Origin of the sequence: Rhizobium sp. AN5 (assembly GCF_900215255.1) — a bacterium.
Taxonomy (GTDB): domain Bacteria; phylum Pseudomonadota; class Alphaproteobacteria; order Rhizobiales; family Rhizobiaceae; genus Agrobacterium; species Agrobacterium tumefaciens.
In genome coordinates, this window is record NZ_OCMJ01000004.1 from 1,373,804 (window position 1) to 1,397,944 (window position 24,141).

At 59.0% G+C, this 24,141-nt stretch carries 21 protein-coding genes; 11 read left to right on the forward strand and 10 right to left on the reverse strand.

The window, feature by feature from the left end; all coding sequences use genetic code 11:
• Window positions 1-63: 63 nt before the first annotated feature.
• Entirely contained in the window at window positions 64-1,413 is a 1,350-nt protein-coding gene (gene hemN / locus CRP02_RS19280; protein ID WP_097172033.1) for an oxygen-independent coproporphyrinogen III oxidase, read from the reverse strand.
• Window positions 1,414-1,625: 212 nt separating this feature from the next.
• On the opposite strand from hemN, the gene fnrN reads away from it, so the two are divergent.
• Window positions 1,626-2,351, forward strand: coding sequence for a transcriptional regulator FnrN (fnrN, locus tag CRP02_RS19285; RefSeq protein ID WP_097172034.1), 726 nt, complete (start codon window positions 1,626-1,628; stop codon window positions 2,349-2,351).
• Window positions 2,352-2,735: 384 nt separating this feature from the next.
• Here fnrN and CRP02_RS19290 read toward each other — a convergent pair whose 3' ends face one another.
• Entirely contained in the window at window positions 2,736-3,158 is a 423-nt protein-coding gene (locus tag CRP02_RS19290) for a hypothetical protein (RefSeq protein WP_097102676.1), read from the reverse strand.
• A gap of 138 nt (window positions 3,159-3,296) precedes the next feature.
• Here CRP02_RS19290 and CRP02_RS19295 point away from each other — a divergent pair, with 138 nt between their 5' ends.
• From CRP02_RS19295 to CRP02_RS19320, 6 genes are all read left to right on the forward strand, one after another.
• Entirely contained in the window at window positions 3,297-5,156 is a 1,860-nt protein-coding gene (locus tag CRP02_RS19295; protein WP_097172035.1) for a PHA/PHB synthase family protein, read from the forward strand.
• Between the two features lie 32 nt (window positions 5,157-5,188).
• Complete coding sequence (sfsA, locus tag CRP02_RS19300) at window positions 5,189-5,908, forward strand: DNA/RNA nuclease SfsA (RefSeq protein WP_097172036.1); 720 nt, start codon at window positions 5,189-5,191, stop codon at window positions 5,906-5,908.
• A gap of 31 nt (window positions 5,909-5,939) precedes the next feature.
• On the forward strand, window positions 5,940-6,773 hold the full coding sequence (map, locus tag CRP02_RS19305; RefSeq protein WP_179784160.1) for a type I methionyl aminopeptidase: 834 nt from the start codon (window positions 5,940-5,942) through the stop codon (window positions 6,771-6,773).
• Window positions 6,774-6,786: 13 nt separating this feature from the next.
• The gene (gene radC / locus CRP02_RS19310; protein WP_097102682.1) at window positions 6,787-7,632 is read left to right on the forward strand and encodes a RadC family protein; all 846 of its coding nucleotides are present in this window, start codon (window positions 6,787-6,789) and stop codon (window positions 7,630-7,632) included.
• 145 nt (window positions 7,633-7,777) lie between these two features.
• Entirely contained in the window at window positions 7,778-8,200 is a 423-nt protein-coding gene (locus CRP02_RS19315; RefSeq protein ID WP_097102684.1) for a TadE/TadG family type IV pilus assembly protein, read from the forward strand.
• A gap of 1 nt (window position 8,201) precedes the next feature.
• The gene (locus tag CRP02_RS19320; RefSeq protein ID WP_097102686.1) at window positions 8,202-9,941 is read left to right on the forward strand and encodes a TadG family pilus assembly protein; all 1,740 of its coding nucleotides are present in this window, start codon (window positions 8,202-8,204) and stop codon (window positions 9,939-9,941) included.
• 65 nt (window positions 9,942-10,006) lie between these two features.
• On the opposite strand, the gene CRP02_RS19325 is transcribed toward CRP02_RS19320, so the two are convergent.
• The 4 genes from CRP02_RS19325 to rpiA form a co-directional block, all read right to left on the reverse strand.
• Window positions 10,007-11,383 carry a class II 3-deoxy-7-phosphoheptulonate synthase gene (locus tag CRP02_RS19325; protein WP_003515403.1) on the reverse strand — a complete coding sequence of 459 codons (1,377 nt, stop codon included), beginning with the start codon at window positions 11,381-11,383 and terminating at the stop codon, window positions 10,007-10,009.
• A gap of 250 nt (window positions 11,384-11,633) precedes the next feature.
• The gene (gene gor / locus CRP02_RS19330) at window positions 11,634-13,022 is read right to left on the reverse strand and encodes a glutathione-disulfide reductase (RefSeq protein ID WP_097172038.1); all 1,389 of its coding nucleotides are present in this window, start codon (window positions 13,020-13,022) and stop codon (window positions 11,634-11,636) included.
• 168 nt (window positions 13,023-13,190) lie between these two features.
• Window positions 13,191-13,757: a DUF2059 domain-containing protein gene (locus CRP02_RS19335; protein ID WP_013636215.1), complete on the reverse strand. Its 567-nt coding sequence runs from the start codon at window positions 13,755-13,757 to the stop codon at window positions 13,191-13,193.
• A gap of 16 nt (window positions 13,758-13,773) precedes the next feature.
• On the reverse strand, window positions 13,774-14,469 hold the full coding sequence (rpiA, locus tag CRP02_RS19340; RefSeq protein WP_003515412.1) for a ribose-5-phosphate isomerase RpiA: 696 nt from the start codon (window positions 14,467-14,469) through the stop codon (window positions 13,774-13,776).
• 192 nt (window positions 14,470-14,661) lie between these two features.
• Here rpiA and CRP02_RS19345 point away from each other — a divergent pair, with 192 nt between their 5' ends.
• Window positions 14,662-15,363, forward strand: coding sequence for an HAD family hydrolase (locus tag CRP02_RS19345; RefSeq protein WP_097172039.1), 702 nt, complete (start codon window positions 14,662-14,664; stop codon window positions 15,361-15,363).
• Between the two features lie 23 nt (window positions 15,364-15,386).
• Window positions 15,387-15,959 (forward strand): hypothetical protein, encoded by a 573-nt coding sequence (locus tag CRP02_RS19350; RefSeq protein WP_097172040.1) that lies wholly within the window; start codon window positions 15,387-15,389, stop codon window positions 15,957-15,959.
• Window positions 15,960-16,027: 68 nt separating this feature from the next.
• On the opposite strand, the gene CRP02_RS19355 is transcribed toward CRP02_RS19350, so the two are convergent.
• The gene (locus CRP02_RS19355; protein WP_414896238.1) at window positions 16,028-17,911 is read right to left on the reverse strand and encodes a L,D-transpeptidase family protein; all 1,884 of its coding nucleotides are present in this window, start codon (window positions 17,909-17,911) and stop codon (window positions 16,028-16,030) included.
• Window positions 17,912-18,373: 462 nt separating this feature from the next.
• Here CRP02_RS19355 and fumC point away from each other — a divergent pair, with 462 nt between their 5' ends.
• Both fumC and CRP02_RS19365 read left to right on the forward strand, forming a co-directional pair.
• On the forward strand, window positions 18,374-19,765 hold the full coding sequence (gene fumC, locus CRP02_RS19360) for a class II fumarate hydratase (protein WP_097103313.1): 1,392 nt from the start codon (window positions 18,374-18,376) through the stop codon (window positions 19,763-19,765).
• Window positions 19,766-19,971: 206 nt separating this feature from the next.
• Window positions 19,972-20,904: an alpha/beta hydrolase gene (locus tag CRP02_RS19365; protein ID WP_097172042.1), complete on the forward strand. Its 933-nt coding sequence runs from the start codon at window positions 19,972-19,974 to the stop codon at window positions 20,902-20,904.
• Between the two features lie 66 nt (window positions 20,905-20,970).
• Here the strand turns inward: CRP02_RS19365 and CRP02_RS19370 are convergent, their stop codons facing one another.
• From CRP02_RS19370 to tpiA, 3 genes are all read right to left on the reverse strand, one after another.
• Window positions 20,971-22,608 carry a CTP synthase gene (locus tag CRP02_RS19370; RefSeq protein WP_284180559.1) on the reverse strand — a complete coding sequence of 546 codons (1,638 nt, stop codon included), beginning with the start codon at window positions 22,606-22,608 and terminating at the stop codon, window positions 20,971-20,973.
• A 150-nt stretch (window positions 22,609-22,758) separates the two neighbouring features.
• Window positions 22,759-23,217, reverse strand: coding sequence for a preprotein translocase subunit SecG (secG, locus tag CRP02_RS19375; protein WP_097172848.1), 459 nt, complete (start codon window positions 23,215-23,217; stop codon window positions 22,759-22,761).
• 115 nt (window positions 23,218-23,332) lie between these two features.
• Complete coding sequence (gene tpiA / locus CRP02_RS19380; RefSeq protein ID WP_003515430.1) at window positions 23,333-24,103, reverse strand: triose-phosphate isomerase; 771 nt, start codon at window positions 24,101-24,103, stop codon at window positions 23,333-23,335.
• Between the last annotated feature and the right edge of the window lie 38 nt (window positions 24,104-24,141).

The following is a 24,141-nucleotide window of genomic DNA, read 5'->3' on the forward strand; positions in this document are numbered from 1 at the left end:
AAGTCGCACAAAAAAGCCAATGGTTTCGTGACGTAACTTTGAAATTTGCCTTAAAACTGTTGCCTAAACAGCAACCGAATGACGGCCGCGTCCGCTGCCGAGATAGGCGTCGAAGGTTGCCGCGATATTACGAACAAAGGGTTTACCCGCCTCCGTCACGGCAAAAACATCGCCATCCATCCGCACCACCCCGTCCCTGTCGCCGCCAGCGAAAAGCTGCGCCTCCATGCTGACGGAATGGCTGGCCTTGCCGAAACGCCGCTTCAAATCGCCCAGATCGAGTGAAAAATCGCACATCAGCCGCTCGATGACATGGGAGCGCAGGTGATCCTCCTCGGACAATTCTATTCCCTTGAGAACCGCGAAACCGCCCTCGCCCACCATCCGCTGATATTCCCCCGTCGCCACCATGTTCTGCACGTAGCCCTGGGGCAGCCGGCCGATTGCGGATGCACCAAGCCCGATCAGGGCATCAGCCGTGTCAGTGGTGTAGCCCTGAAAATTCCGCCGCAGCTCCCCCGCCTCGACCGCGCGGCTCAAAGTTTCGGCGGGCTTGGCGAAATGATCGATCCCGATTGCCCTGTAACCCGCCTTGCCGAGCATCTCCGCCGCCATCGTCATCTGGCGGTAGCGCTCGGCAATATCTGGCAATGCTTGCTCAGGGATCAGCGACTGGTGTTTTTTCATCCATGGAACATGCGCATAACCGAACAGCGCGATCCGGTCGGGGTCGAGTGAGATGATCTGGTCAACCGTCTGTTGCAATGTCTCGCAGGTCTGGAACGGCAGGCCATAGAGAATGTCGCAATTGACCGAGTGAACGCCCCTTGCCCGCACGGCATCTACCACCGATTGCGTCTGCTCGAAGGTCTGAATCCGGTTGATGGTTTTTTGCACTTTGTCATCAAAGTCCTGCACACCGAGGCTCGCGCGCGTCATGCCGATGACGGCAAGCGCGTCATAGCGACTTTCGTCAAGATCGTTCGGGTCCATTTCCACGCTGATTTCGGGCGCCAGACCAAAGGTGAAATGGCGTCTCAGACAGTCCATCAGGCCCACCATGTCCTCCGGTTTCAACATGGTGGGAGAACCGCCGCCGAAATGCACCGCGCTGACCACTGCATCGGGGGAAACAAGCGAGCCGACGGCTGCTATCTCCCGCTTAAGTGCCTCAAGATAAACGGCAATCGGCTCGTATTTCAGCGTGTGCTTGGTGTGGCAGGCACAGAACCAGCACAGCCGGTCGCAATAGGGAATATGCAGGTAAAGCGATATCCGGTTCCGGTGGCCAAGCTCGCCGAGCCAGCCGCGATAGGTGCCATTATCGATTCCCTCGTGAAAGTGCGGCGCGGTAGGATAGCTCGTGTAACGCGGCACGGCGCCCGAATATTTGCGAAGAAGTTCGGTATTCATCCCCGGATTTGCCTTTTATCAAGAAAATGTCGATTTCCTCCCCTTCAGTAACGGCTGCGACAGTTTGCAACTTTGACTTCAATCAAATTGCACCTTAAGTTCTTGCTAAAGTAGACGCGGGGGCGACGACTACGCGGCGCAAGCCTTCGAAAAGACCGGATTTTACACCTGCGGTCGCATTCGTCCCTTAAAGCCAGCATCGGAAAAGGCTGATGGACACGCTACAGAAGACCATCCACAATTCGGAATATCCCGTCGTATGCCGCTCCTGCGAGGCGCGTCACGGTGGTCTTTGCAGCACGTTGACGCCGCAGCAGCTCTACGACCTCAACCGTCATTCCAGCCGTAAGAAGCTGGAAGCGGGCAACGAGCTGCTTGCCCAGGGGGAACTCGTCAGCTCCTACGGCAACATTCTCAACGGCGTAGTGAAGCTCTCGAAGATGATGTCGGATGGCCGCCAGCAGATCGTCGGCCTGCAATTTGCACCGGATTTTCTCGGTCGCCCGTTTATGGCGGAAAGCAAGATGACGGCGGAAGCCGCAACCGATGTGGAAATCTGCCTGTTCCCGCGCCGTATCGTCGACCGCATGGTTTCCGAAGTGCCGGATATGGAGCGCAAGCTTCACAGCCAGTCTCTGAAAGAACTGGATGAGGCGCGCGACTGGATGCTGACACTTGGCCGAAAATCGGCGCAGGAAAAGGTTGCCAGCTTCCTTTATATGATCGCCACGCATATCGATCCGGAAAAGGACGATAAATCAACGTTCGACCTGCCGCTATCGCGCGCAGACATAGCCGATTTCCTTGGTCTCACCATTGAAACAGTTAGCCGGCAAATGACTAAACTGCGCAAGGAAGGCACCATCAGCATCGAGAACAACCGTCATATCACGGTGCCGGACCTCGATATGCTCAGCGAAGCCGCCGGAAACGACTGACCGGCGTTTTTCAACTTTTCATCGTCCCTGAGGCGCTGACGTTCCGATGTTGATGTACGGCGCCCGCGCCTGCGCGGGTGCGAGCGCAAAACCGGCAAGAACCAGCAAAGCAGCGATGCATCTCATGATATTTCACCCTGTCTACCGCTTTTTCAGCGGCCTGTTTGTTATGACCGCATCATAAGCGGCAAAGCGCATCCATCCGCTTAACATCTTCAGTAAGCAGATGGTTCAAAGGCAGGGTAAATAAGGGGTTATGAGAGTGGCTTGGTAACAGAATGAAGCACAAGGATTGCCGTTATCCTCGGCCTTGTGCCGAGGGAATCTCGAGATCCACAGGTTGTCGATTCTCGGTAAAGGCCCCAGAACGACGAACGGAAAACCTCACTGCGTAGCAGGCGTCGCAACCGGCTTCTGGTTTTCGCCAAGCGCCCGCAATTCCGCGACTCGGCGTTTGTATTCAGCTTCCGAAATCTGGCCGTTGCGGCGTGCAGCACCGAGGCGCGACAGGTTCGATTCCATTTTGGACGCCTCGTCATCCCCCATCTGGCTGCCGGCAGCCGTCATCGGCGCTGAAAAGCTTGGATAGGTGCCGGTATCGCGTCTCTGGCTCACCACATTGTCGCTGACGGGGCGCGGGCCGACGATTTGGGCTTGCGGGTGGGGCATATGGGCCGGTGCGACGATCGGTGCCGGGGTCTTGCAGGCGGCAAGTACTGTAACGAGCATTGCGCCTGAGAGCGAAAGAAGGGCGATCCTTCCAGCGTTTTCCGCAAATGTTCCCCATGTGCCCATGTGCTTGCCCATCGTCATGTTCCGCCTGTAAGGATATCGCCGATATCGAATTCGACTGCGGTTCGGCTCTTCGTGGCCTCCCCTTGCTGGTGGAACTTGTATTCGTTTTCATGCAGAATGTGCAAACACAAATTTGGTGGAGGACAGCGCATGGCAGGTGTTGACGGCGGGGCAGAGAAAAAGGGTGGCAAAACGCCCGGTTTCGACGCCACATCCGCCGAGGCTTACCTGATCCGCGACCCGGAAGCCTTTGCGGTCAACATCGCCCGCGCGCTGGAAAACCTCGGCAAAGCCGCGTCCGAATGGCTGGCCCCCCGCGAACGCGGTGAAATTCCGCAGACCAGCGCCGATCCGATGACCGACCTCGTCAAGACGCTGTCCGATGTCGCCGAATATTGGATGGCTGAACCGAAGCGTTCACTCGAAGCGCAGACCCACCTGCTTTCCAGCTATTACGATCTGTGGACAAAATCGGTGGCACAGTTTTCGGAAGATGCCGATTCCCGCTCGGAAAAGGCCGCAGAGACCGGCCCGGCAGAGCGAAAGAACAGGCGTTTTGCCGACGCGGACTGGCAGGCCAATCCGTTTTTCGATTTTCTCCTCAAAGCCTATCAGACCACCGTCGGTTTTGCTGACCGGATGGTTATGGAAGCCGAAGGGCTGGACGAGCACACCCGCACCAAGGCGTTGTTTTACATGCGCCAGGTGACGGAAGCCCTCTCGCCGGCCAACTTCGTTTTCACCAATCCGCAGGTCTTCCGCGAGACGGTAGCCTCCAGCGGCGCCAATCTCGTCAAGGGCATGGCACAGCTTGCCGAAGATGTCGCGGCCGGTCACGGCCACCTGAAACTGCGTCAGACGGATTACAGCAAATTCGTCATCGGCCAGAATATTGCCGTCACATCAGGCAAGGTGGTTGCGAGAAGCCCGCTCTGCGAGATCATCCACTACGCGCCGACGACGAAAAAGGCCTTCAAACGGCCGCTGCTCATCGTGCCGCCATGGATCAACAAGTTCTATATCCTCGATCTCAACCCACAGAAATCCTTCGTTAAATGGTGTCTCGATCAGGGCCACAGCGTGTTCATGGTCTCGTGGGTTAACCCGGACGCCAGGCTGGCCGACAGGGGCTGGGAGGACTATATCCGCGAAGGTATCGATTTTGCCCTCGACACGATCGAGGAGCAAACCGACGAAAAAGAGATCAACGCCATCGGTTATTGCGTCGGCGGCACGCTTTTGTCTTCGGCGCTGGCATTGCAAGCGCAGGAAGGCAATGAGCGCATTCGCAGCGCCACACTTCTTGCCGCCCAGACTGATTTCATCCATGCGGGCGACCTCAAGGTCTTCATCGACGAAGGCCAGCTCGCCGCGCTCGACAGGCACATGCAAGCCGTCGGTTATCTCGATGGCTCGATCATGGCCACAGTCTTCAACATGCTGCGCGCCTCCGATCTTATCTGGCCCTATATGGTCGATAATTATCTGCGCGGCACCGAACCCCTGCCCTTCGATCTCCTCTACTGGAATTCCGATTCGACCCGGGTGACCGCTGCCTGCCATTCCTTCTATCTGCGCAATTGTTATCTCGACAACAATCTCGCCCGCGGGCTGATGCGCGTGGCGGACAAGCGGATCAACCTCGGCGACATAAAAATCCCGGTCTATGATCTCGCCACCCGCGACGACCATATCGCGCCAGCGAAATCGGTCTTCACGGGGGCGGCACTGTTCGGCGGCCCCGTGGAATTCGTGCTCGGCGCTTCCGGCCACATCGCCGGTGTGGTCAATCCGCCGCAATCCGAAAAATACCAATATTGGACAGGCGCATCACCATCGGGAGACTTCGATGCCTGGCAGGCCGCAGCCACAGCCCACAAGGGATCATGGTGGGTGCACTGGCAGAACTGGATCGAAAGCCAGAATGGCGAGAAGGTAAAGGCAAGGGCGCCGGGTGACGGCAAGCGACCAGTGCTCGGCGATGCACCCGGAACCTACGTCCTGTCCTGACCAACCCCGCCACCTCTCACCTTTCAGGCCACATGCTCTTCACATCCCCACTCGTTCCCGCCACGCTGATCGCCCGCTACAAGCGTTTCCTATTCGACGCTGTTCTGGAGGACGGCACGGCAATTACAGGCTCCTGCCCCAATACCGGCTCCATGCGCGGATTGACCACGCCCGGCTCGCGTATCTGGTTGTCCGAGCATGACAGCCCAACCCGCAAGTACCGGCATATGCTGGAAATGGTCGAGGCCGATGGCACCGTGGTCGGCATCAATACCGGCATGCCGAACCGGCTGGCGGAAGAAGCGATCCTCAATGGCCGCATCCCGGAGCTTGCCGGCTATTCGACGGTCCGGCGCGAGCAGAAATACGGCCGCAATTCCCGCATCGATTTCCTGCTTTCCGAAATTGGGCGGCCGGATGCCTATGTGGAAGTGAAAAACGTGCATTTCATGCGCGAAAAAGGTCTGGCCGAATTCCCTGATACCGCCACCAAACGCGGCACCAAACATCTGGAGGAGCTGGGTGACGCAGCGGAGGCCGGTCACCGAGCAGTGATGCTCTATCTTATTCAACGCAACGATTGCGACCGGATGCGCATCTGCGATGATCTGGATCCGGTCTATGCGCTGGCGTTTCAGCGGGCCATGTCGCGCGGCGTGGAGGCCTATGCGGTGAAATGCGACGTTTCCCCGGCACAAATTTCAGTCGCGGGAACGGTTAAGATGGACGAATGGCGTCCGGCTGTTTTATGAACAGGGACGTAAAGAGACAGAAAGCACTATGATGGTCACCTATATCGACGCAGCCTCCGCCCCCCTCAAGAATACCGGCGTCATCCGCCTTTATACGCCTGAGGATTTCGACGGGATGCGCAAGGCGTGCCAGCTGACAGCGCGTTGCCTCGACGAACTGGCGGCAATCGTCAAGCCGGGTGTGACGACTGACGCCATCGACCGTTTCGTCTTCGAGTTCGGCGCCGACCACGGCGCTTTGCCGGCAACACTGAATTACCGCGGTTATACCAAGTCCGTCTGCACTTCTATCAACCATGTGGTCTGCCACGGCATTCCGGACGCAAAGCCGCTGCGTGAAGGCGAAATCGTCAATATCGACGTGACCTATATTCTGGACGGCTGGCACGGCGATTCGAGCCGCATGTATCCGGTTGGCACGATCAAGCGCGCAGCTGAACGTCTGATGGAAGTGACCTATGAATGCCTGATGCTCGGCATCGCGGCAGTGAAACCGGGTGCGCGCACCGGCGCGATCGGCACGGCTATTCAGGCCTATGCCGAGGCGGAACGCTGCTCGGTGGTGCGTGATTTCTGCGGCCACGGCGTTGGACGCCTGTTCCACGACACCCCCAATATCCTGCACTACGGCCGCCCGGACGAAGGCCCGGAGATTCGCGAGGGCATGATCTTCACCATCGAGCCGATGATCAACCTCGGCAAGCCGCATGTGAAGGTGCTCTCCGATGGCTGGACGGCAGTAACGCGCGACCGCTCCCTTTCCGCGCAATACGAACATGCGGTCGGCGTAACCGCGACCGGTTGCGAAATCTTCACACTGTCGCCGGGCGGCCTTGACCGTCCGGGCCTGCCGCCACTCGCATAAGGCCAGACCGCCCATGGCAAAACGCCCTGCCCCGCCTTCCGCCGATCTTCCATCGACCTCCGGCTTTCAGGCGGGAAATGGCGATCTGTTCGACGGAACGGATGAGCGCGGCTTCTTTGCCGAACCGCGAAGTGCGGTGAAGAAGACCTCGGAACATCCCGCAGCCATTGCGGAGCCGGAAGCGGAGATCGCACACTATCACGGCCATCGGGACAGGCTGCGGGCGCGTTATCGCGACGGCGGCGATACCGCCCTTGCCGATTACGAACTGCTGGAGCTTCTGCTTTTCCGACTGATCCCGAGGCGTGATACCAAACCCATCGCCAAGGCGTTGATCGCCCGCTTTGGTACCCTCGGCGGGGTGCTTGGCGCGCCGCTGCCGCTGTTGCAGGAGGTGAAGGGCGTGGGTGAGGCCGTGGCGCTCGATCTGAAGCTCGTCGCCTCCGTTTCCCAGCGCATGCTGAAGGGCGAAATCCGCAACAAGCAGATTCTCGGCTCCTGGTCTTCGGTCATCGATTATTGCCATGCCGCCATGGCCCATGAAACCCGCGAGCAATTCCGCATCCTGTTCCTCGACAAGCGCAACGTCCTGATCGCCGACGAGGTGCAGGGTCAGGGAACCGTGGACCACACGCCGGTCTACCCGCGCGAAGTGGTGCGCCGCGCCCTTGAACTTTCCGCTACTGCTTTGATTTTAATACACAATCATCCGAGTGGAGACCCTACCCCCTCGCGTGCCGATATCGAGATGACCAAAACCATCATCGATACTGCAAAGCCGCTGGGGATAGCGGTTCACGACCACATCATCATCGGCAAAGACGGCCACGCCAGCTTCAAAGGGCTTCGGCTAATCTGAAATCCATGGGTATCAACGCGAAGGCTTTTCCCCGCCTGCAACCCATAAGAGCGACATCAATACAAAATTAACACCTATAAATTAGCATTTCCGAAAATAAGAATAAAGGCATCTGACTGTGGTGCCTGAAAAACGGGGGTGCTTTATGCGTAATGGAGTGCGTTTCCTTCGTGATCGATCCGGCTCGTCCGCTGTCGAGTTCGCCATCGTCGCGCCAATTTTCTTTCTCGTCCTGCTGACCATGATTGCCTACGGTATCTACCTGATGGCCGCCTATTCTGTGCAGCAGATCGCCGCGGACGCCGCAAGGACGGCAGTTGCCGGACTGAATACGACCGAGCGCCAGCAGCTGGCCCGTGATTTCGTCACCAAGAGTGACCTCAGCTACGCCTTCATGGACAAGACGCGTTTCACGGTCAATGTCGCCACCGATCCCGCCAATGCCAACCAATTCACGGTCAAGGTGGAATACGACGCCCGCGATCTGCCGATCTGGAGCCTCTACAGCTACACCCTGCCCGAGCCGGTCATCCGGCGTTTTTCCACAATCCGGATCGGAGGAGCATGACATGCAAAATATCTCTTCTTTGCTTCCCCGTTTCCTGAAGGATCGCACAGGCAACATCGCCATCTCGGCCGGGCTTACCGCACCGCTTTTCATCGGCATATTGGCGCTTGGCGTCGATTATGGCTATCTGACCCTGCAGAAGCGGCAATTGCAGCAGACCGCCGATCTTGCGGCCATATCAGCGGCGGCCAGTGCCGCCGATCCCGAAAAGGCGGTCCAGCAATATTTCGCCCTTAACGGCATGAATCTCGGGGTCAAGACACCGAATGGCCTCTTGACCGTGGACGGTCTTCAACCTTTCGACCCGTTGAACGAATTTGCCAAGAGCAACGGTTATGCCGAAGTCGTCAAAGGTCACTATGAGCCGGACGCGACCCTGCCTGTCGGCCAGCGTTTCGTCGAAAATGCACTTCCCACCAATGCGATGAAAGTGAATATCGTCGAAAAGGGCCAGATATTCTTTGCCTCCGCCTTCACCACGCCGCCCAAGATTTCCGCTGCCGGAACGGCCTCATCCCAAAAGATCGCGGCGTTTTCGGTAGGCTCGCGACTGGCGAGCCTCGATGAAGGCATTTTGAACAGCCTGCTCGGCGGCCTGCTCGGTACCACGGTCTCGCTCAAGGTTATGGATTACCAGGCGCTTGTCGCTGCTGATGTCAACGCGCTGCATGTCGTCGAAGCGCTGGCTGTCGATCTCAACCTGACAGCCGGCACCTACAAGGATGTCCTGAAGACGGAAATCACCTACGGCAAATTCCTGGACGCGCTGACGAAAACCACGGGCCTGCAGCCGGCTGTGGCCAACATTCTGAAGACGCTGGCAAAAACCGCCAACAAGAGCAACATCAAGCTCAAGCTTGAAGAAATCCTCAATCTCGGCCCGTTCTCGGACAAGCTGATCGGTAGCGGCGAAAACCTCAAGGTCACCGCAGGCGTCTTTGATCTCCTCAACGCCGCCGCCGTGGCAGGCAATGGTGGCAACCAGCTGGCGCTCAACCTCAACGCCAATCTTCTCGGTCTCGCCTCGGTCAAGACGACGCTCGCCATCGGTGAGCCACCCGTCGAAACGCCGTCGCTTGCCGTCGGCGGCCAGGGCACCGTGGTGCGCACCGCACAAACCCGGCTGGCGGTCAGTGTCGTGGTTGACGGGCTTCAGGCGATTGCCGGTCTGAAGGTCAATATTCCGCTCTATGTGGAAGTCGCCCATGCCGAAGCGCGGCTCGCCGACATTCGCTGCACGGGCGGCGGACAGGGTACGGTCGATGTCGAAGTCGTTCCCGGCGTCGCGGAAATCGCGCTTGGCAATGTCGATACCACGGCCTTTGCCAATTTCGGCAAGGATCCGCGCGTTACCAAGACCGCGATCGTGGATTCGGCCCTGCTTGCCATCAATGGCAGCGCCCTCATCAATGCCACCAACATGACGAAGACCAAGCTGACCTTCACCCAGTCGGATATCACCCAGGCCAAGATCAAGAGTGTTTCCACCAAGGATACCGTTACCACTCTTGTCAGTTCACTGCTGAAGAACCTCAATCTGGATATCAGGCTTCTCTTCCTCAACATCGATCTGGGAGGTTTGGCGGGCATCCAGTCAGCACTTGCCAACACGCTCGCGGCAGTCACGGCGCCCGTGGATCAGCTGCTCTACAACGTGCTGCTGGTACTTGGCGTCAAGATCGGCGAAGCCGATGTGCGCGTCACCGACGTCCGCTGCCAGCAGCCGGCACTCGTCCAGTAATCACGCCGACCCATAAAAAAAGCCGCCGGCAGTATCCGGCGGCTTTTTTGTTTGATCTGCCTCTGTCAGGCAGTAGCAATTGCCAGACGCTTCTCGTCCCGGCCGCTCTTCATGCGCTCGGACAGAAGGAAGGCCAGTTCCAGTGCCTGATCGGCATTGAGACGCGGATCGCAATGGGTGTGGTAACGATCCGACAGCGAATCCGCCGTCACGGCGCGCGCGCCACCGGTGCACTCCGTCACGTCCTTGCCGGTCATCTCGATGTGGATGCCGCCCGGATGTGTGCCTTCGGCGCGGTGGATCTGGAAGAAGCTTTCGACTTCCGACAGGATGCGCTCGAACGGACGCGTCTTGTAGTGGTTGAGCGTGATCGTGTTGCCATGCATCGGATCGCACGACCAGACGACCTTGCGGCCCTCTTTCTCCACGGCACGGATGAGCTTCGGCAGGCTGTCGGCAACCTTGTCGTGGCCGAAACGGCAGATCAGCGTCAGACGGCCCGCTTCGTTTGCCGGGTTCAGCGCGTCGATCAGCTCGATCAGATTATCCGGCGTCAGCGACGGTCCGCACTTCAGGCCGATCGGGTTCTTGATGCCGCGGAAATATTCCACATGCGCATGGTCGAGCTGACGCGTGCGGTCGCCGATCCAGATCATGTGGCCCGACGTGGCATACCAGTCACCGGAGGTCGAATCGACGCGGGTCAGCGCCTCTTCGTAACCGAGCAGCAGTGCCTCGTGGCTGGTGAAGAAATCGGTTTCGCGCAGGCTAGGATTGTTTTCCGCGCTGATGCCGATTGCCTGCATGAAGTTCATGGTCTCGGAAATCCGGTCAGCCAGCTTGCGGTAACGATCCGCCTGCGGGCTGTCCTTGATGAAGCCGAGCATCCACTGGTGAACGTTTTCAAGGTTGGCGTAGCCACCCATTGCGAAGGCGCGCAGCAGGTTGAGCGTCGCCGCCGACTGGCGGTACGCGTCGAGCTGACGCTCGGGGTTCGGCACGCGCGAGGTCTCATTGAACTCGATGCCGTTGATGATGTCGCCGCGGTAGGACGGCAGCGTCACGCCATCGAGCACTTCCACGTTGGAAGAGCGCGGCTTGGCGAACTGACCGGCAATACGACCGACCTTTACCACCGGCAGCTGCGCACCATAGGTCAGGACGACAGCCATCTGCAGGAAAGCGCGGAAGAAGTCGCGGATATTATCCGCGCCATGCTCGAGGAAGCTTTCGGCGCAATCGCCACCCTGCAGCAGAAAGGCGTTGCCGTCTGCCACATTGGCAAGCTGCTTTTTCAGGCGGCGGGCTTCACCGGCAAAAACGAGCGGTGGATAGGTCGCAAGCGTGGCTTCCGTCGCCGCAAGCGCTGCCGCGTCAGGATATTCGGGAACCTGCTGGATCGGTTTCTGCCGCCAGCTGCCGGGTGTCCAATTCTGTGCCATGTCCTTACCCTTTTCTCGCCCGCGCATTTGTGCACGACCGCCTCGAAAAATTGAGCGGCTTATAGCTCCAAGCACAGGCTTTGCATAGCCGATCTCAGGGCCATAGGGCCCATTCCGCCCGTTTTGGGCGTTCAACGTGCATAAAAGTCAATTCAAACGATTTAATAAACCCGCCACCAGCCGGAAAACATCGGTTTTCAGGTGGTGGCGGGCAAATCGGAGACGTGATCACGTCGCGCAAGCGACGGCGCTACACGCGCTCGCCGTTCACCACGCGGTAGCTTGGCGAATACATCGTCACCAGTTCCTCGGCGGCTGTCGGATGAACCGCCATGGTGCGATCGAAATCGTCCTTGGTGCATCCGGCCTTCAGCGTGATGCCGAGGAGCTGCGCCATTTCGCCCGCCTCGTGGCCGAGAATATGCGCGCCGACGACCTTACGGTCGGCGGCATTGACGATCAGCTTCATGATCGTCTTTTCCTGACGCCCGGACAGCGTTGCCTTCATCGGACGGAACTGCGCGCGATAGACTTCCAGTTCCGGGTATTTCTTGCCCGCTTCCTCTTCAGAAAGTCCAACCGTGCCGATTTCCGGCTGCGAGAACACCGCAGTGGCAATAAGCTCGTGGTCCGGCTTGGTCGGGTTGTTCTTGTACTCGGTTTCGATGAAGCACATGGCCTCGTGGATAGCCACCGGCGTCAGCTGTACCCGATCGGTGACGTCGCCCAGTGCGAAGATACCAGGCACGTTCGTGCGCGAATACTCATCGACGATGATCGCGCCGCGCGCATCCACCTTCACACCGGCATTTTCAAGGCCTAGACCATGCGTATTCGGATCGCGACCGAGCGCCAGCATCACCAGGCCGATATGCAGCGAGTTGCCCTGCTTGGTGCGTGCCACAAAGCCGCCCGCAACGTCCCTGCTCACTTCCTGAATGACGTCTTCAAGAACGATGCGAATACCCTTGGCTTCCATCGCTTCATGAAGGCCCTTGCGCATGTCGTGATCGAAGCGCGAAAGGATTTCCTTGCCGCGATAGATCAGCGTCGTTTCAACACCGAGCCCGTGGAAGATATTGGCGAATTCCACGGCAATGTAACCGCCGCCAGCGATCAGGATCGATTTCGGCAGCTCTTCCAGGTCGAAAGCCTCGTTGGAGGAGATCGTCAGCTCGTGGCCGGGCAGCGCCTTGTGTTCGTTCGGCGTACCGCCAACGGCAATCACGATACGCTCGGCCGTGAAGGTCTCACCAGTCTTCGTCAGCTTCACGGTATGCGTATCGACAAGCTCTGCACGGCTGTCGAAAATATCGGCCTTGGCGTTATCCAGACCCTTGCGGTACAGCCCTTCGAGACGGGTGATTTCCCTGTCTTTCGCTTCGATCAGTTTTTTCCAGTCGAAACGACGCTCGCCGACGCTCCAGCCGAAACCTTCGGCATCCTCGAAATGCTCAGGAAATTGCGAGGCATAAACGAACAGCTTCTTCGGCACGCAACCACGGATGACGCAGGTTCCGCCGTAACGGTATTCCTCGGCAATTCCCACACGCTTGCCGAGCGAGGCGGCCACGCGAGCGCTGCGCACGCCGCCCGAGCCGCCACCGATAACGAAAAGATCGTAGTCATAAGCTGTCATAGTCAAAACCCCTGATCAAAACCACGTGCCATCGGCCTCAAGGCGGGCTGTGGCGTATTCATGGCACATATAGGTGCTGCGACGCACAAATGAAAAGCCCGACCTTGCGGCCGGGCTTTGAATATTTCTGAACGTGAGCTTTGGGACCCGACGCTCTATCTATTTCACTCAGGGCTTGTGAGCCGGAGCGCCGCCCGTGTTGCCCTGATCGGCCGGAAGCGGCTTCAGATCAGCGCCGGCCACCTTCTGCAATTCGGTCATGCTGGAGGTGTTCAGATCGCGGTTGATGCCCGCGGCCCAGATGTCGGCAGCCTTCATCAGTTCGCGCGTGGCGATCGGGCCGTCCTTCAGAAGCTTCTTGCCGGCTTCGCTGCTGTAGAAGGTGGAGATGGCGTTCAGCTCTTCGACGGAGAAGGCGCGCGCGTAGGTGAGTGCTGCCTCGCGTTCCAGATCGGCGCGGCGCGGCGCAAGCTCAAGTGCCTTGGCGTCGACAGTCGCGGTGATCGCGTCCTGCACATTCGGCGATGCCTGAATGAGTTCGGCCTTCAGACGTTCCGCCAGACCCGGCAGGATATCGTCGAAACGGTCAGTAACGCCTAGAGAGGCGATCGCCTGCCGTGCGGCGGCGATATGCGCTTCCGAAATTTCCTGAGCGCGTGCGGCAGTACCGAACACGATGCCGGAAATGAGGATCGAAGCAGCGGCAGCTTTGCCCAGTCCCGCTAGTTTGATCATGAAAATCTCGCTCCTGTTATACTGCCTGCATCACGCGGGCGCCTTCAGGACCCGCAATGATGGCAAGCGATGCCAAATTTATGAAAAGTCCGTGCTCGACAACACCGGGGATAGTGTTCAGCTCGCGTGCAAGCGCTTCTGCATCAGGAATACGGCCAAAAGATGCGTCGAGAATGAGGTGTCCACCATCCGTCATGAAGGCGCCGTCGCCCGACGAACGCATCGTCAGGTCGCCCGACAGGCCGGACCGCGCCGCCAGTTTCTCGATGGCGATCTGTGTCGCCACCTGACCGAACGGATTGATTTCGATGGGAAGCGGAAAGGCGCCAAGCGTCTCCACAACCTTGCTCTGGTCGGCGATGACGATCATGCGGGCGGATGCAGCCGCCACGATCTTTTCGCGCAGAAGCGCACCGCCACCACCCTTGACGAGTCGCAGGCCGTGATCCACTTCGTCCGCGCCATCGATGGTAAGGTCCAGTTCCGGCAATTCATCGAGGGATTTCAGCGGCACGCCAAGCTCCACGCAAAGGCGCGCGGTACGCTCGGATGTCGGCACGCCTTCGACCTTCAGGCCTGCAGCAACCTTTTCCGCCAGAAGCCTGACGAATTCCTCAGCTGTCGAGCCCGTGCCGATACCAAGTCGCATCCCGTCTTGCACATGGGACAATGCGGCCTCGGCGGCCTTGATCTTCATCTGGCGGGCATCCATGTGCCTGAAACTCCGGTAGCTTTGTCGTCGCCGTGCTGTTTACACGGGTCGAAAGCCAAACGAAAGCATTTTTGCAGGCAACGAACAGAACGTTGTGGCGCGGTTGCAAAGACAAAGCCGTTTGCCTAGGCTTGGCCACAACGAACGCACCGATATCATCGCCAAAAGCATTCTCTCAAGAGGCCAGTTCCCGTGACATCCCGCCCGCTCTCCCCGCTCGCCATCTTCGACCTCGATGGTACGCTCGTCGACACCGCCGCCGATCTCGTTTCGAGCCTCAACCACACCATCGCCGCAGCCGGTCTTGCCCCCGTTACCTATGACGACCTGACGCATCTCGTCGGCCAGGGCGCGCGCGTTATGATCAAGCGGGCCTTCGCGCTGCGTCAGGTAGAATTGCCGGAAGCCGAACTGGAACCGCTGTACGAGCGTTTCATTGACCATTATCGCGCGGAAATGCCCGGCGACAGCCGCCCCTACCCCGGCATCGTCAGCGTACTGGATGCGCTTTCGTCAGCTGGCATCACGCTCGCGGTCTGCACAAACAAGACCGAAATCCTTGCGCTTCCGCTGCTCGAAAAACTGGATCTCACCAGATATTTCGCCGCCATCACCTGTGGCGACACCTTCCCCTTCCGCAAGCCCGATGCGCGCCATATTCTCGGCACCATCGAAAAGGCTGGCGGCGACCCGCAGCGCTCGGTCATGGTCGGCGACAGCATCAACGACATTCTCGCCGCCAAAAATGCGTCCGTCCCGTCGATAGGCGTCACCTTCGGTTATTCGGATGTGCCGATGGCCGAACTCGAACCGAATGTCGTGATCAGCGATTTTGCGACGCTAACGCCAGATCTGGTGGGAAGGCTGCTGACAGAACGCAACGCCGCTGCATAAATCGGAACACCCGCAGGCTCGCCATGGTCGATCGCAATTTCCTTTTCCCTCGCACCGCCGTCGGCATTGTCGCCGTCGGCGATTCTGGCGAGGCCCTGCTTTTGAGGGCAATGCTGGAAAGCCTAGGCGCATCGGTAAGGCTTTATCTGCCTGGCACGCCGGAAGACATTCTGGTCTGCCTGAAACAGCCCGATAACCCGCCGCCCTACCTCATCATCAGCGGTCATGGCGATGAAAACGGCCTAGTCGTCGGCGAATGCGACCCGGAGATAACCCGAACAGAACTGAAGGACGGCAGCATGCACGCCGACATTCTCTCTGGTAACATCGACCTGCTGGATACAGTGGTGTTCAGCACCGCCTGCTGCACGGGTTCGCAGGGTTTCGCCAAAGTATTCATCGAAGGTCGAGCACACGCCTACATAGCCTCACACGGCTATCCCGATGGTGCGGCAACGCCGCTTTTCGTTCATCTATTCTTTTACCAACTCCTGATCCGCAAATCATCGCTGGAAGATGCGCTGTTGAGCGCAAACATGCTCGACGGCGATGGCGAACTGGCATTCACGCTTTTTACGGCATCGTCGCTACGATAGTAACTGGCAGTCGCAGAAACAAAAAAAGCGCCGTTTCCGGCGCTTTCTTTTTCTCAATGAGATTTCTATCAAATCGACGCGGCCCGCGCCTTCGTTGTTACCGCAAACGCTTTCTGGACGTAGCTGTCACGGTCGTAGACGTCGTCGAAGAACTGCACCTTGCCGGCCTTGTCCGGCCAGGCAGTAAAATAGGCCACGTAGACCGGTATCTTCACCGGCACCTGCACAGCGCGGTTCTTGCCCGCTGCAATCTGCTCGTTGACCTTGTCGACGCTGGTGCCAAGAACAGCGGCCGCCATGCGGCGCGGGTCGACCAGACGGATACAGCCGTGGCTCAGCGCCCGCATGTCGCGGTTGAAGAAGCTCTTGGCAGGCGTATCATGCATGTAAATGGCATGCGCATTCGGGAACAGGATTTTCAGGTCGCCCAGCGCATTGTCGCTGCTTGGCGGCTGACGCACCGAAACGGCATTGGTCGAGCCGAACCAGTTGACGCTGGTGGAAGAAACCGCACGGCCACCCACCTGCACCTCATAACCCAGTCGGTCGAGATAGGACGGATCACGGCGCAGCTTCGGCAGCATCTCGTTAACGATGATCGACTGCGGAACGCCCCAATAAGGGTTGAATTCGACGGTCTGGATTTCGTCCTGGAAGAAGTAGGTCTGGTTGGCCTTGGAGCCGACCACCACTTTCATGCCGAACTGTTCCTGTCCGTCATTGTGGTAATAGGCCATGAAGGCGGGCTGGTTGATCAAGACATAGCGCTGGCCAAGATCGGCCGGTAGCCAGCGGATCTGCTCCATCGCCACCTGCACCTTGGCAATCCGGGCGTCGTTGCTTTCGCCGACCATGGCGCGCACAGTCGCGCGGCCGATGACGCCGTCGGCCTTCAGGCCGTTTTCGCTCTGGAATGCCTTCACCAGATCAACGAGATCAGGCGTATAATCGGGCGTCTGCTGGTAGCCGGAAATGATCGCCGCATGTTCCGCCTTGAAGGCAGGCGAAGCGCGATGTTCAATTGCCTTGACGACGCTTGCCATGTCGGCGCTGCTGTTGCCGGGTTTCAGCACCAGATCGGCGGGGACCTTGACCGTGTTGGCCGCATCACCCTCGCTGCGCAACCGGGCCAGTTCGGCCTTCAGCACCAGATATTCGGCGTTCGAGGGTTCGCGGCTGCGCAGATAGGCTGCGATATCGGGGCTGAGGCCTGCAAGCTTCAGCACGGGCGCAAGGTTCACCGTCTTTCGCTTGAAATCGTGGTAACCGGACAGCCGGTTCGGATCGACACGGCCACGCGTCGTATCCTGCACATAGGCCAGAACCTTGGCGGAAAGCGCAAGCTCGAACTGCATCTGCGCGCGCTGATAGGCGTCGGAGGTCGATGCGGAAGCCACTTCCACCGGCGTGCCGGATGCGTTCGCGCCTGCGCTGATGCTGGCGGTCACGTCCTTTGCGGGTACTGAAATGCTGTAGTCGGCCGGATCGAGGCCGCTTTCGCCAACAGTCTCCAAAAACGCCATGACGGCGTTCGCGCGGGCAGTCAGCTCGCCTTCCGAAACCCAGAGCGCCTTGCCGCCGGCACCGTAATAGGCTTCCAGAGCCTTGCCGATTTCGGGGGTGGCGCTGAACTTCACATTGGCAAGACCCTCGCCGAAATTTGCGGTGTTCACAGCGCGTGCGGTATCGGCCTTGTAATCGTAATAACGTGGACCGGAAACACGCGGCAGAGGCTCGGGATCAGATGCATCGGCGCTCGGTCCGGCCGTCGGCGGCGAGGTGACGATACCGGCTGGCGGCATTTCACCGCGATCGCGCGCAACCTTGCCAGGCCCGCCACGCAAAAGGTCCATCAGCGTTACCGCGCCGGCACTGCCGGGAAGAGCGGTGGAAACGGAAAGACCGAGAGCCAGCACCAGCGCTGCCGATGTTTTTCCAGATATGACTTGCAATTTGATCCTCGTAGCACCCAGCGCCGCCAACGAAGACGGAGCATCCAGTTTCATGCTTGTCTAGCCGATAGACGGCCCGTTGAAAAGAAAACGCCGAAGTCCAGAACGCACCCGAAATGAACCTCATATTACGGCCAAAACCGTAAAAACGTAATTTCCAGAATTGGCGAGAATGGTTAAATTTCTATTTATTTCATTCACTTTGCCGTGGTTGGCCAAGCCGTTCCAAGCCGATGAAACCCCGGTTTTCCGGGCTTTTATCGACGTAGTAAAAATGACACGCCAAGGTCTTTTTCTTAACCGGGCAGGATGAGCGCCCAAATCGCCCTATCCCAAGGGAAATATCTGCCAGGCATGCCTCGCAACGCTTTCATTGCCGGCGCGATGATTCTATATATCGGCGCGCGCAAGGCGGGCGAAGTGCCGTTTTGGCGGAGGAAAACGAGTAAAAAGGCAAGATTGATGACAGCCACACGGACGGAAACCGATACATTTGGACCCATTGAAGTTCAGGCCGATCGCTATTGGGGCGCGCAGGCGCAGCGCTCGCTCGGCAACTTCAAGATCGGCTGGGAAAAGCAGCCCGCCTCTGTCGTTCGCGCACTCGGCATCGTCAAGCAGGCAGCGGCCCGTGCGAACATGGCGCTTGCAGGCCTAGACCCCAAGGTAGGCGACGCCATCATCGCAGCCGCGCAGGAAGTCATCGACGGCAAGCTGACTGAACATTTCCCGCTGGTCGTCTGGCAGACCGGTTCCGGCACGCAATCCAACATGAATGCCAATGAGGTGATTTCCAACCGCGCAATCGAGATGCTCGGCGGCGAAATGGGCACCAAGAAACCAGTTCACCCCAACGACCACGTCAATATGAGCCAGTCCTCGAACGACACCTATCCGACGGCGATGCACATCGCCTGCGTGGAAGAGATCGTTCACCACCTGCTGCCGGCCCTCAAGCACCTGCACACGGCGCTGGAAGCCAAGGTCAGGCAGTTCGAAAAGATCATCAAGATCGGCCGCACCCACACGCAGGATGCCACGCCGCTGACGCTCGGCCAGGAGTTTTCCGGTTATGCCGCGCAGGTCGCCTCGGCGATTGCCAATATCGAACTCACCCTGCCCGCACTTTCCAAGCTTGCACAGGGCGGCACGGCGGTCGGCACGGGCCTGAACGCCCCCGTCGGTTTCGCTGAAAAGGTTGCCGAAGAGATTTCGAAGATCACCGGCCTACCGTTCGTGACGGCGCCGAACAAGTTCGAAGCGCTTGCCTCGCACGATTCCATGGTGTTCTCGCATGGCGCGATCAATGCCGCAGCAGCAGCACTGTTCAAGATCGCCAACGACATCCGCTTCCTCGGCTCCGGCCCGCGCGCCGGTCTTGGCGAATTGTCGCTGCCGGAAAACGAACCCGGCTCATCGATCATGCCGGGCAAGGTGAACCCGACGCAGTCGGAAGCGCTGACGCAGGTTTGCGCCCACATCTTCGGCAACAATGCAGCGCTCTCCTTCGCAGGCTCGCAGGGGCACTTCGAACTGAACGTCTACAATCCGATGATGGCCTACAACTTCCTGCAGTCGGTCCAGCTTCTGGGCGATGCCGCCGTCTCCTTCACCGACAATTGCGTCGTCGGCATCGAAGCCCGCGAAGACAACATCAGGAAGGGCGTCGAGAACTCGCTGATGCTCGTCACGGCTCTCAACAGCAAGCTCGGCTACGACATCTGCGCCAAGATCGCCAAGACCGCGCACAAGAACGGCACGACACTGCGCGACGAGGCCGTCGGCGGCGGATACCTCACCAACGAGGAATTCGACCAGTATGTACGCCCGGAAAACATGATCGGCCCGAAGTAAGCGGACTGGCTTTTGGTGGAATGCAGAACGGGCCTTCGGGCCCGTTTTTTGTTTGTTCGATTGACGGATGAGCGATGAGACCGTGGTGTAGGGCCAAAGCATCGGGATGTCCCGGTACTGACCATTCTTGGTGTTTTTAAATCGTCCACGTAAGCTGTTCTTCCGCAGAGAATGCCGAAACCAGGTGCACGATTGAGGATGACATCATGATCTGCCGCCGCAGCCTGCTTCTTGGTGGTGCCTTCCTCGCCACGGCCATGAAAGTCCCAAGTCTGTTTGCGCAAGGCGATCGGCAATGGATTTCGCTTTGGCCCGGCCCGCCTCCGGAAGGCGGTGGTCCGAACGGCGTCCCGGATATAAGCAAAAAAGGCGCTGTCACCAACATTGCCGTACCGAGCCTGGAGGTGTTCGCTCCCGCAAAGCCAAATGGTTCCGCAATGATCATTGCAGGTGGCGGTGGATATAAACGCATCGAGGAAGGCAAGGAGTCCTATCCCGCCGCACGCTGGCTCGCGGCCAGAGGCATTTATGCTTTTGTCCTCACCTACCGTCTGCCGATTGAAGGATGGGCTGCTGGACCGCTGGCACCGCTTCAGGATGCGCAGCGCGCATTTCGTCTGGTTCGTACACGCGCTTCGGACCGGCAGATCGATCCGCACAGGATCGGCGCACTTGGTTTTTCTGCGGGCGGGCACTTGATGGGGTTGGCCGCCGCCCGCTCGGCTTTTGCGTCTTACGAAGCAGTCGATGACATCGACAGGCAATCAGCCCGGCCGGATGTTGCGGCCCTGATCTATCCGGTCATCACGCTTGCAGCGCCCTATGACCATACATCGACCCGGAGGTCACTTATCGGCAGGCACCCGACAGACGAGGCAACACGAGAGTGGTCAGTGGAAAGCCATGTGAGCAAAGATTGCCCTCCGGTCTTCCTCACGCAGGCGGATGACGACCGGATTTCCAATCCCGCCAATAGCCGTATCATGCAGCAGGCGTGCGAGAAGGCGGATGTGGATGTCGAATTTCACCCAATCATTTCTGGCGGCCACGGCTTCGGCATGGGCAAGCCCGGAACCCCCACGCAAGAATGGCCTGGATGGTATGAGGCATGGCTGAGGAAGCACAACCTTCTGGCCTGACGCATTCTGTGCGCACCCCAATAAAAAAGGGCCGCAAAAGCGGCCCTCTTCATCTCATTCAAACCGTCAAACCAGCCGGCTCTGCTCCACCGCCGCTTCAACGAAGCTGGCAAACAGCGGATGCGGGTCGAGCGGACGGCTCTTGAGTTCAGGGTGATACTGAACGCCGATGAACCAGGGATGGTCAGGATATTCCACCGTTTCCGGCAGGACACCATCCGGAGACATGCCCGAGAAGACGAGGCCGCATTCTTCCAGCCGGTCCTTGTAGTCCACATTCACCTCATAACGGTGACGGTGGCGCTCGGAAATATCCGTGGTGCCGTAGATATCGGCGATCTTGGTGTCTTTCTTCAGCGCCGCCTTGTAAGCGCCGAGACGCATGGTGCCGCCGAGATCGCCCTTGGTGGAGCGCTTCTCCAGCTCGTTGCCCTTTACCCACTCGGTCATCAAGCCAACGACGGGCTCAGCCGTCGGACCGAATTCGGTGGACGAGGCATTCTCGATGCCGGCCAGATGACGCGCCGCTTCCACGACGGCCATCTGCATGCCAAAGCAGATGCCGAAATAGGGCACGTTGCGCTCACGGGCGAACTGCGCCGCCATGATCTTGCCTTCGGAACCGCGCTCGCCGAAACCGCCCGGCACCAGAATGCCGTTGACCTTTTCGAGATAGGGCGTCGGATCTTCCTTTTCGAAGACTTCCGACTCGATCCACTCCAGCTTGACCTTGACGCGGTTGGCAAAACCACCGTGATGCAGCGCCTCGATCAGCGACTTGTAGGCGTCCTTGAGGCCGGTATATTTACCGACGATCGCAATCGTTACCTCGCCTTCCGGCGTGCGGATACGGTTGCAGACCTCTTCCCACTGTTCCAGACGCGGCTTCGGCGCCGGTTCGATACCAAAAGCGGCCAGCACTTCCGAATCGAGACCTTCATTGTGGTAGGCGATCGGAACGTCATAGATGTTGGCAACATCCAGCGCCTGAATGACGGCGGAAGGACGCACGTTGCAGAACAGCGAAAGCTTGCGGCGTTCCGCTTCCGGGATTTCCCGGTCGGCGCGCACCAGCAGAATGTCGGGATGAATGCCAAGCGCCTGCAGTTCCTTCACGGAATGCTGGGTCGGCTTGGTCTTCAATTCGCCGGCTGCCGGAATGTAAGGCATCAGCGTCAGGTGAACATAGATTGCGGTGCCGCGCGGCAGGTCGTTGCCGAGCTGGCGGATCGCCTCCATGAACGGCATCGCCTCGATATCACCGACCGTGCCGCCGATTTCGCAGATGACGAAGTCGTAATCGTCATTGCCTTCGGTCACGAAATCCTTGATCTCGTTGGTGACATGCGGAATGACCTGAACGGTCGCGCCGAGATAGTCGCCGCGGCGTTCCTTGTCGATGATGTTCTTGTAAATGCGGCCAGTGGTGATGTTGTCGGTCTTGGTCGCCGAACGCCCCGTAAAGCGTTCATAGTGGCCAAGGTCGAGGTCCGTCTCGGCACCGTCGTCCGTCACAAACACTTCACCGTGCTGTGTCGGGCTCATCGTGCCGGGATCGACGTTCAAATAGGGGTCAAGTTTGCGAAGCCGCACCCGATAACCACGGGATTGCAGCAATGCTCCGAGTGCCGCAGCTGCGATGCCCTTACCGAGAGAGGAGACCACGCCGCCTGTGATGAATACATATCGCGCCATGGGATTCACCGGATACCTTTTTACCTCTGATTCCGCCAGCCCAAATTTCATGCTGTTGCAAATTCGCTGTTGACGAATTGGCAATGGGATGTGGCGAAATGCGAACAAAAGAAAACCGGCAGGCTTTTGGCCTGCCGGAGCGTTAAATCATAACCGGGCTTATTGACCGGTCGGAACTGCGTTCGGATCGGCTGGCTTGGCCGGTGCCGGAGCGGCGTCACCAGCAGTGGCCGGTGCAGGCGTGGTCTGCGCAGGTGCTGCAGCGCCGCTGTTGGTCGGAACGCCATTCTCAGCCGGAGCCGGCGTTGCCGGCGTCTGTGCCGGGCCGAGCGTGTCGAGAATGCCGTTGCCCTGACCCTGCGTGGCCGGAATACGGTTCAGAATATCCGTCGGGCGCGATTCGTACCGGGTCAGAAGACCAAGTCCGAGCGACGTCACGAAGAACAGCGCGGCAAGGATACCCGTCGTGCGGGTCAGCGCATTGGCCGTTCCGCGCGCGGACATGAAGCCCGAACCGCCGCCGATGCCGAGGCCGCCGCCTTCGGAACGCTGGATCAGAACCACGCCGACAAGCGCAAGCACGATCATGAGGTGAATAACAATCAAAACGGTCTGCATGACAATCCATTCCATGCCCCGCGCGGAGCACTACAAAGAAGGTTTCGCGGCTCTTTACATGAGGCGAAGGCTTATTCCAAGCCCCTTTCCCGCCACTGTGGCAGGAAAGCGTGTCTCAAGCCGTCAGTTGCTCGTATGCCGCATAGATGGAAAGGAAGTCGGAGGCTTTCAAGCTCGCGCCGCCGATCAGTGCACCGTCGACATTCTCGACGCCCATCAGTTCCAGCGCATTGGCAGGCTTCACCGAGCCGCCGTAGAGAATCCGCATGGTCTTGCCTTCATCGCCAAAGCGCTTGACCAGCTCGTCGCGCATGAAGGCATGGGCCTCGCGCACATCCTGCGTGGTCGGCGTCAGACCCGTGCCGATCGCCCAGACCGGCTCATAAGCGATGACGGTGTTTTCGGCGGTTGCCTCGTCCGGAAGCGATCCCGCAAGCTGGCGCTTGAGGATATCGAGCGTCTGGCCCGCCTTGCGCTCATCCGCCGTCTCGCCGATGCAGACGATGGCGATAAGATCAGCCTGATGGGCGGCAACGGCCTTGGCACGAACCAGATGATCCGTCTCGGCATGGTCGGTGCGGCGCTCGGAATGGCCGACGATGACATGGGTACCGAAGCAATCGGCAATCATCTCGGCGGAAATGTCACCCGTATGCGCGCCGGAAACATTCTGGTGGCAATCCTGTCCGCCAATCATCAGCGGGCTGTCGTCGCAGAGCGCGGTTGCCACATAAAGAAGCGTCGATGGCGGGCAGATCAGCGCATCCACCTTTTCGGAAAGCGCGCCCTTGACGCCCTCTGCCATGGCCTTGATCTGATCGAGCGACGAACGGGTGCCGTTCATCTTCCAGTTTCCGGCTACAAGCGGTCGAACATTCGGCGTCATGCGTATCCCATTCCCTTTGTCTCGGAGAGCCGCTGGCG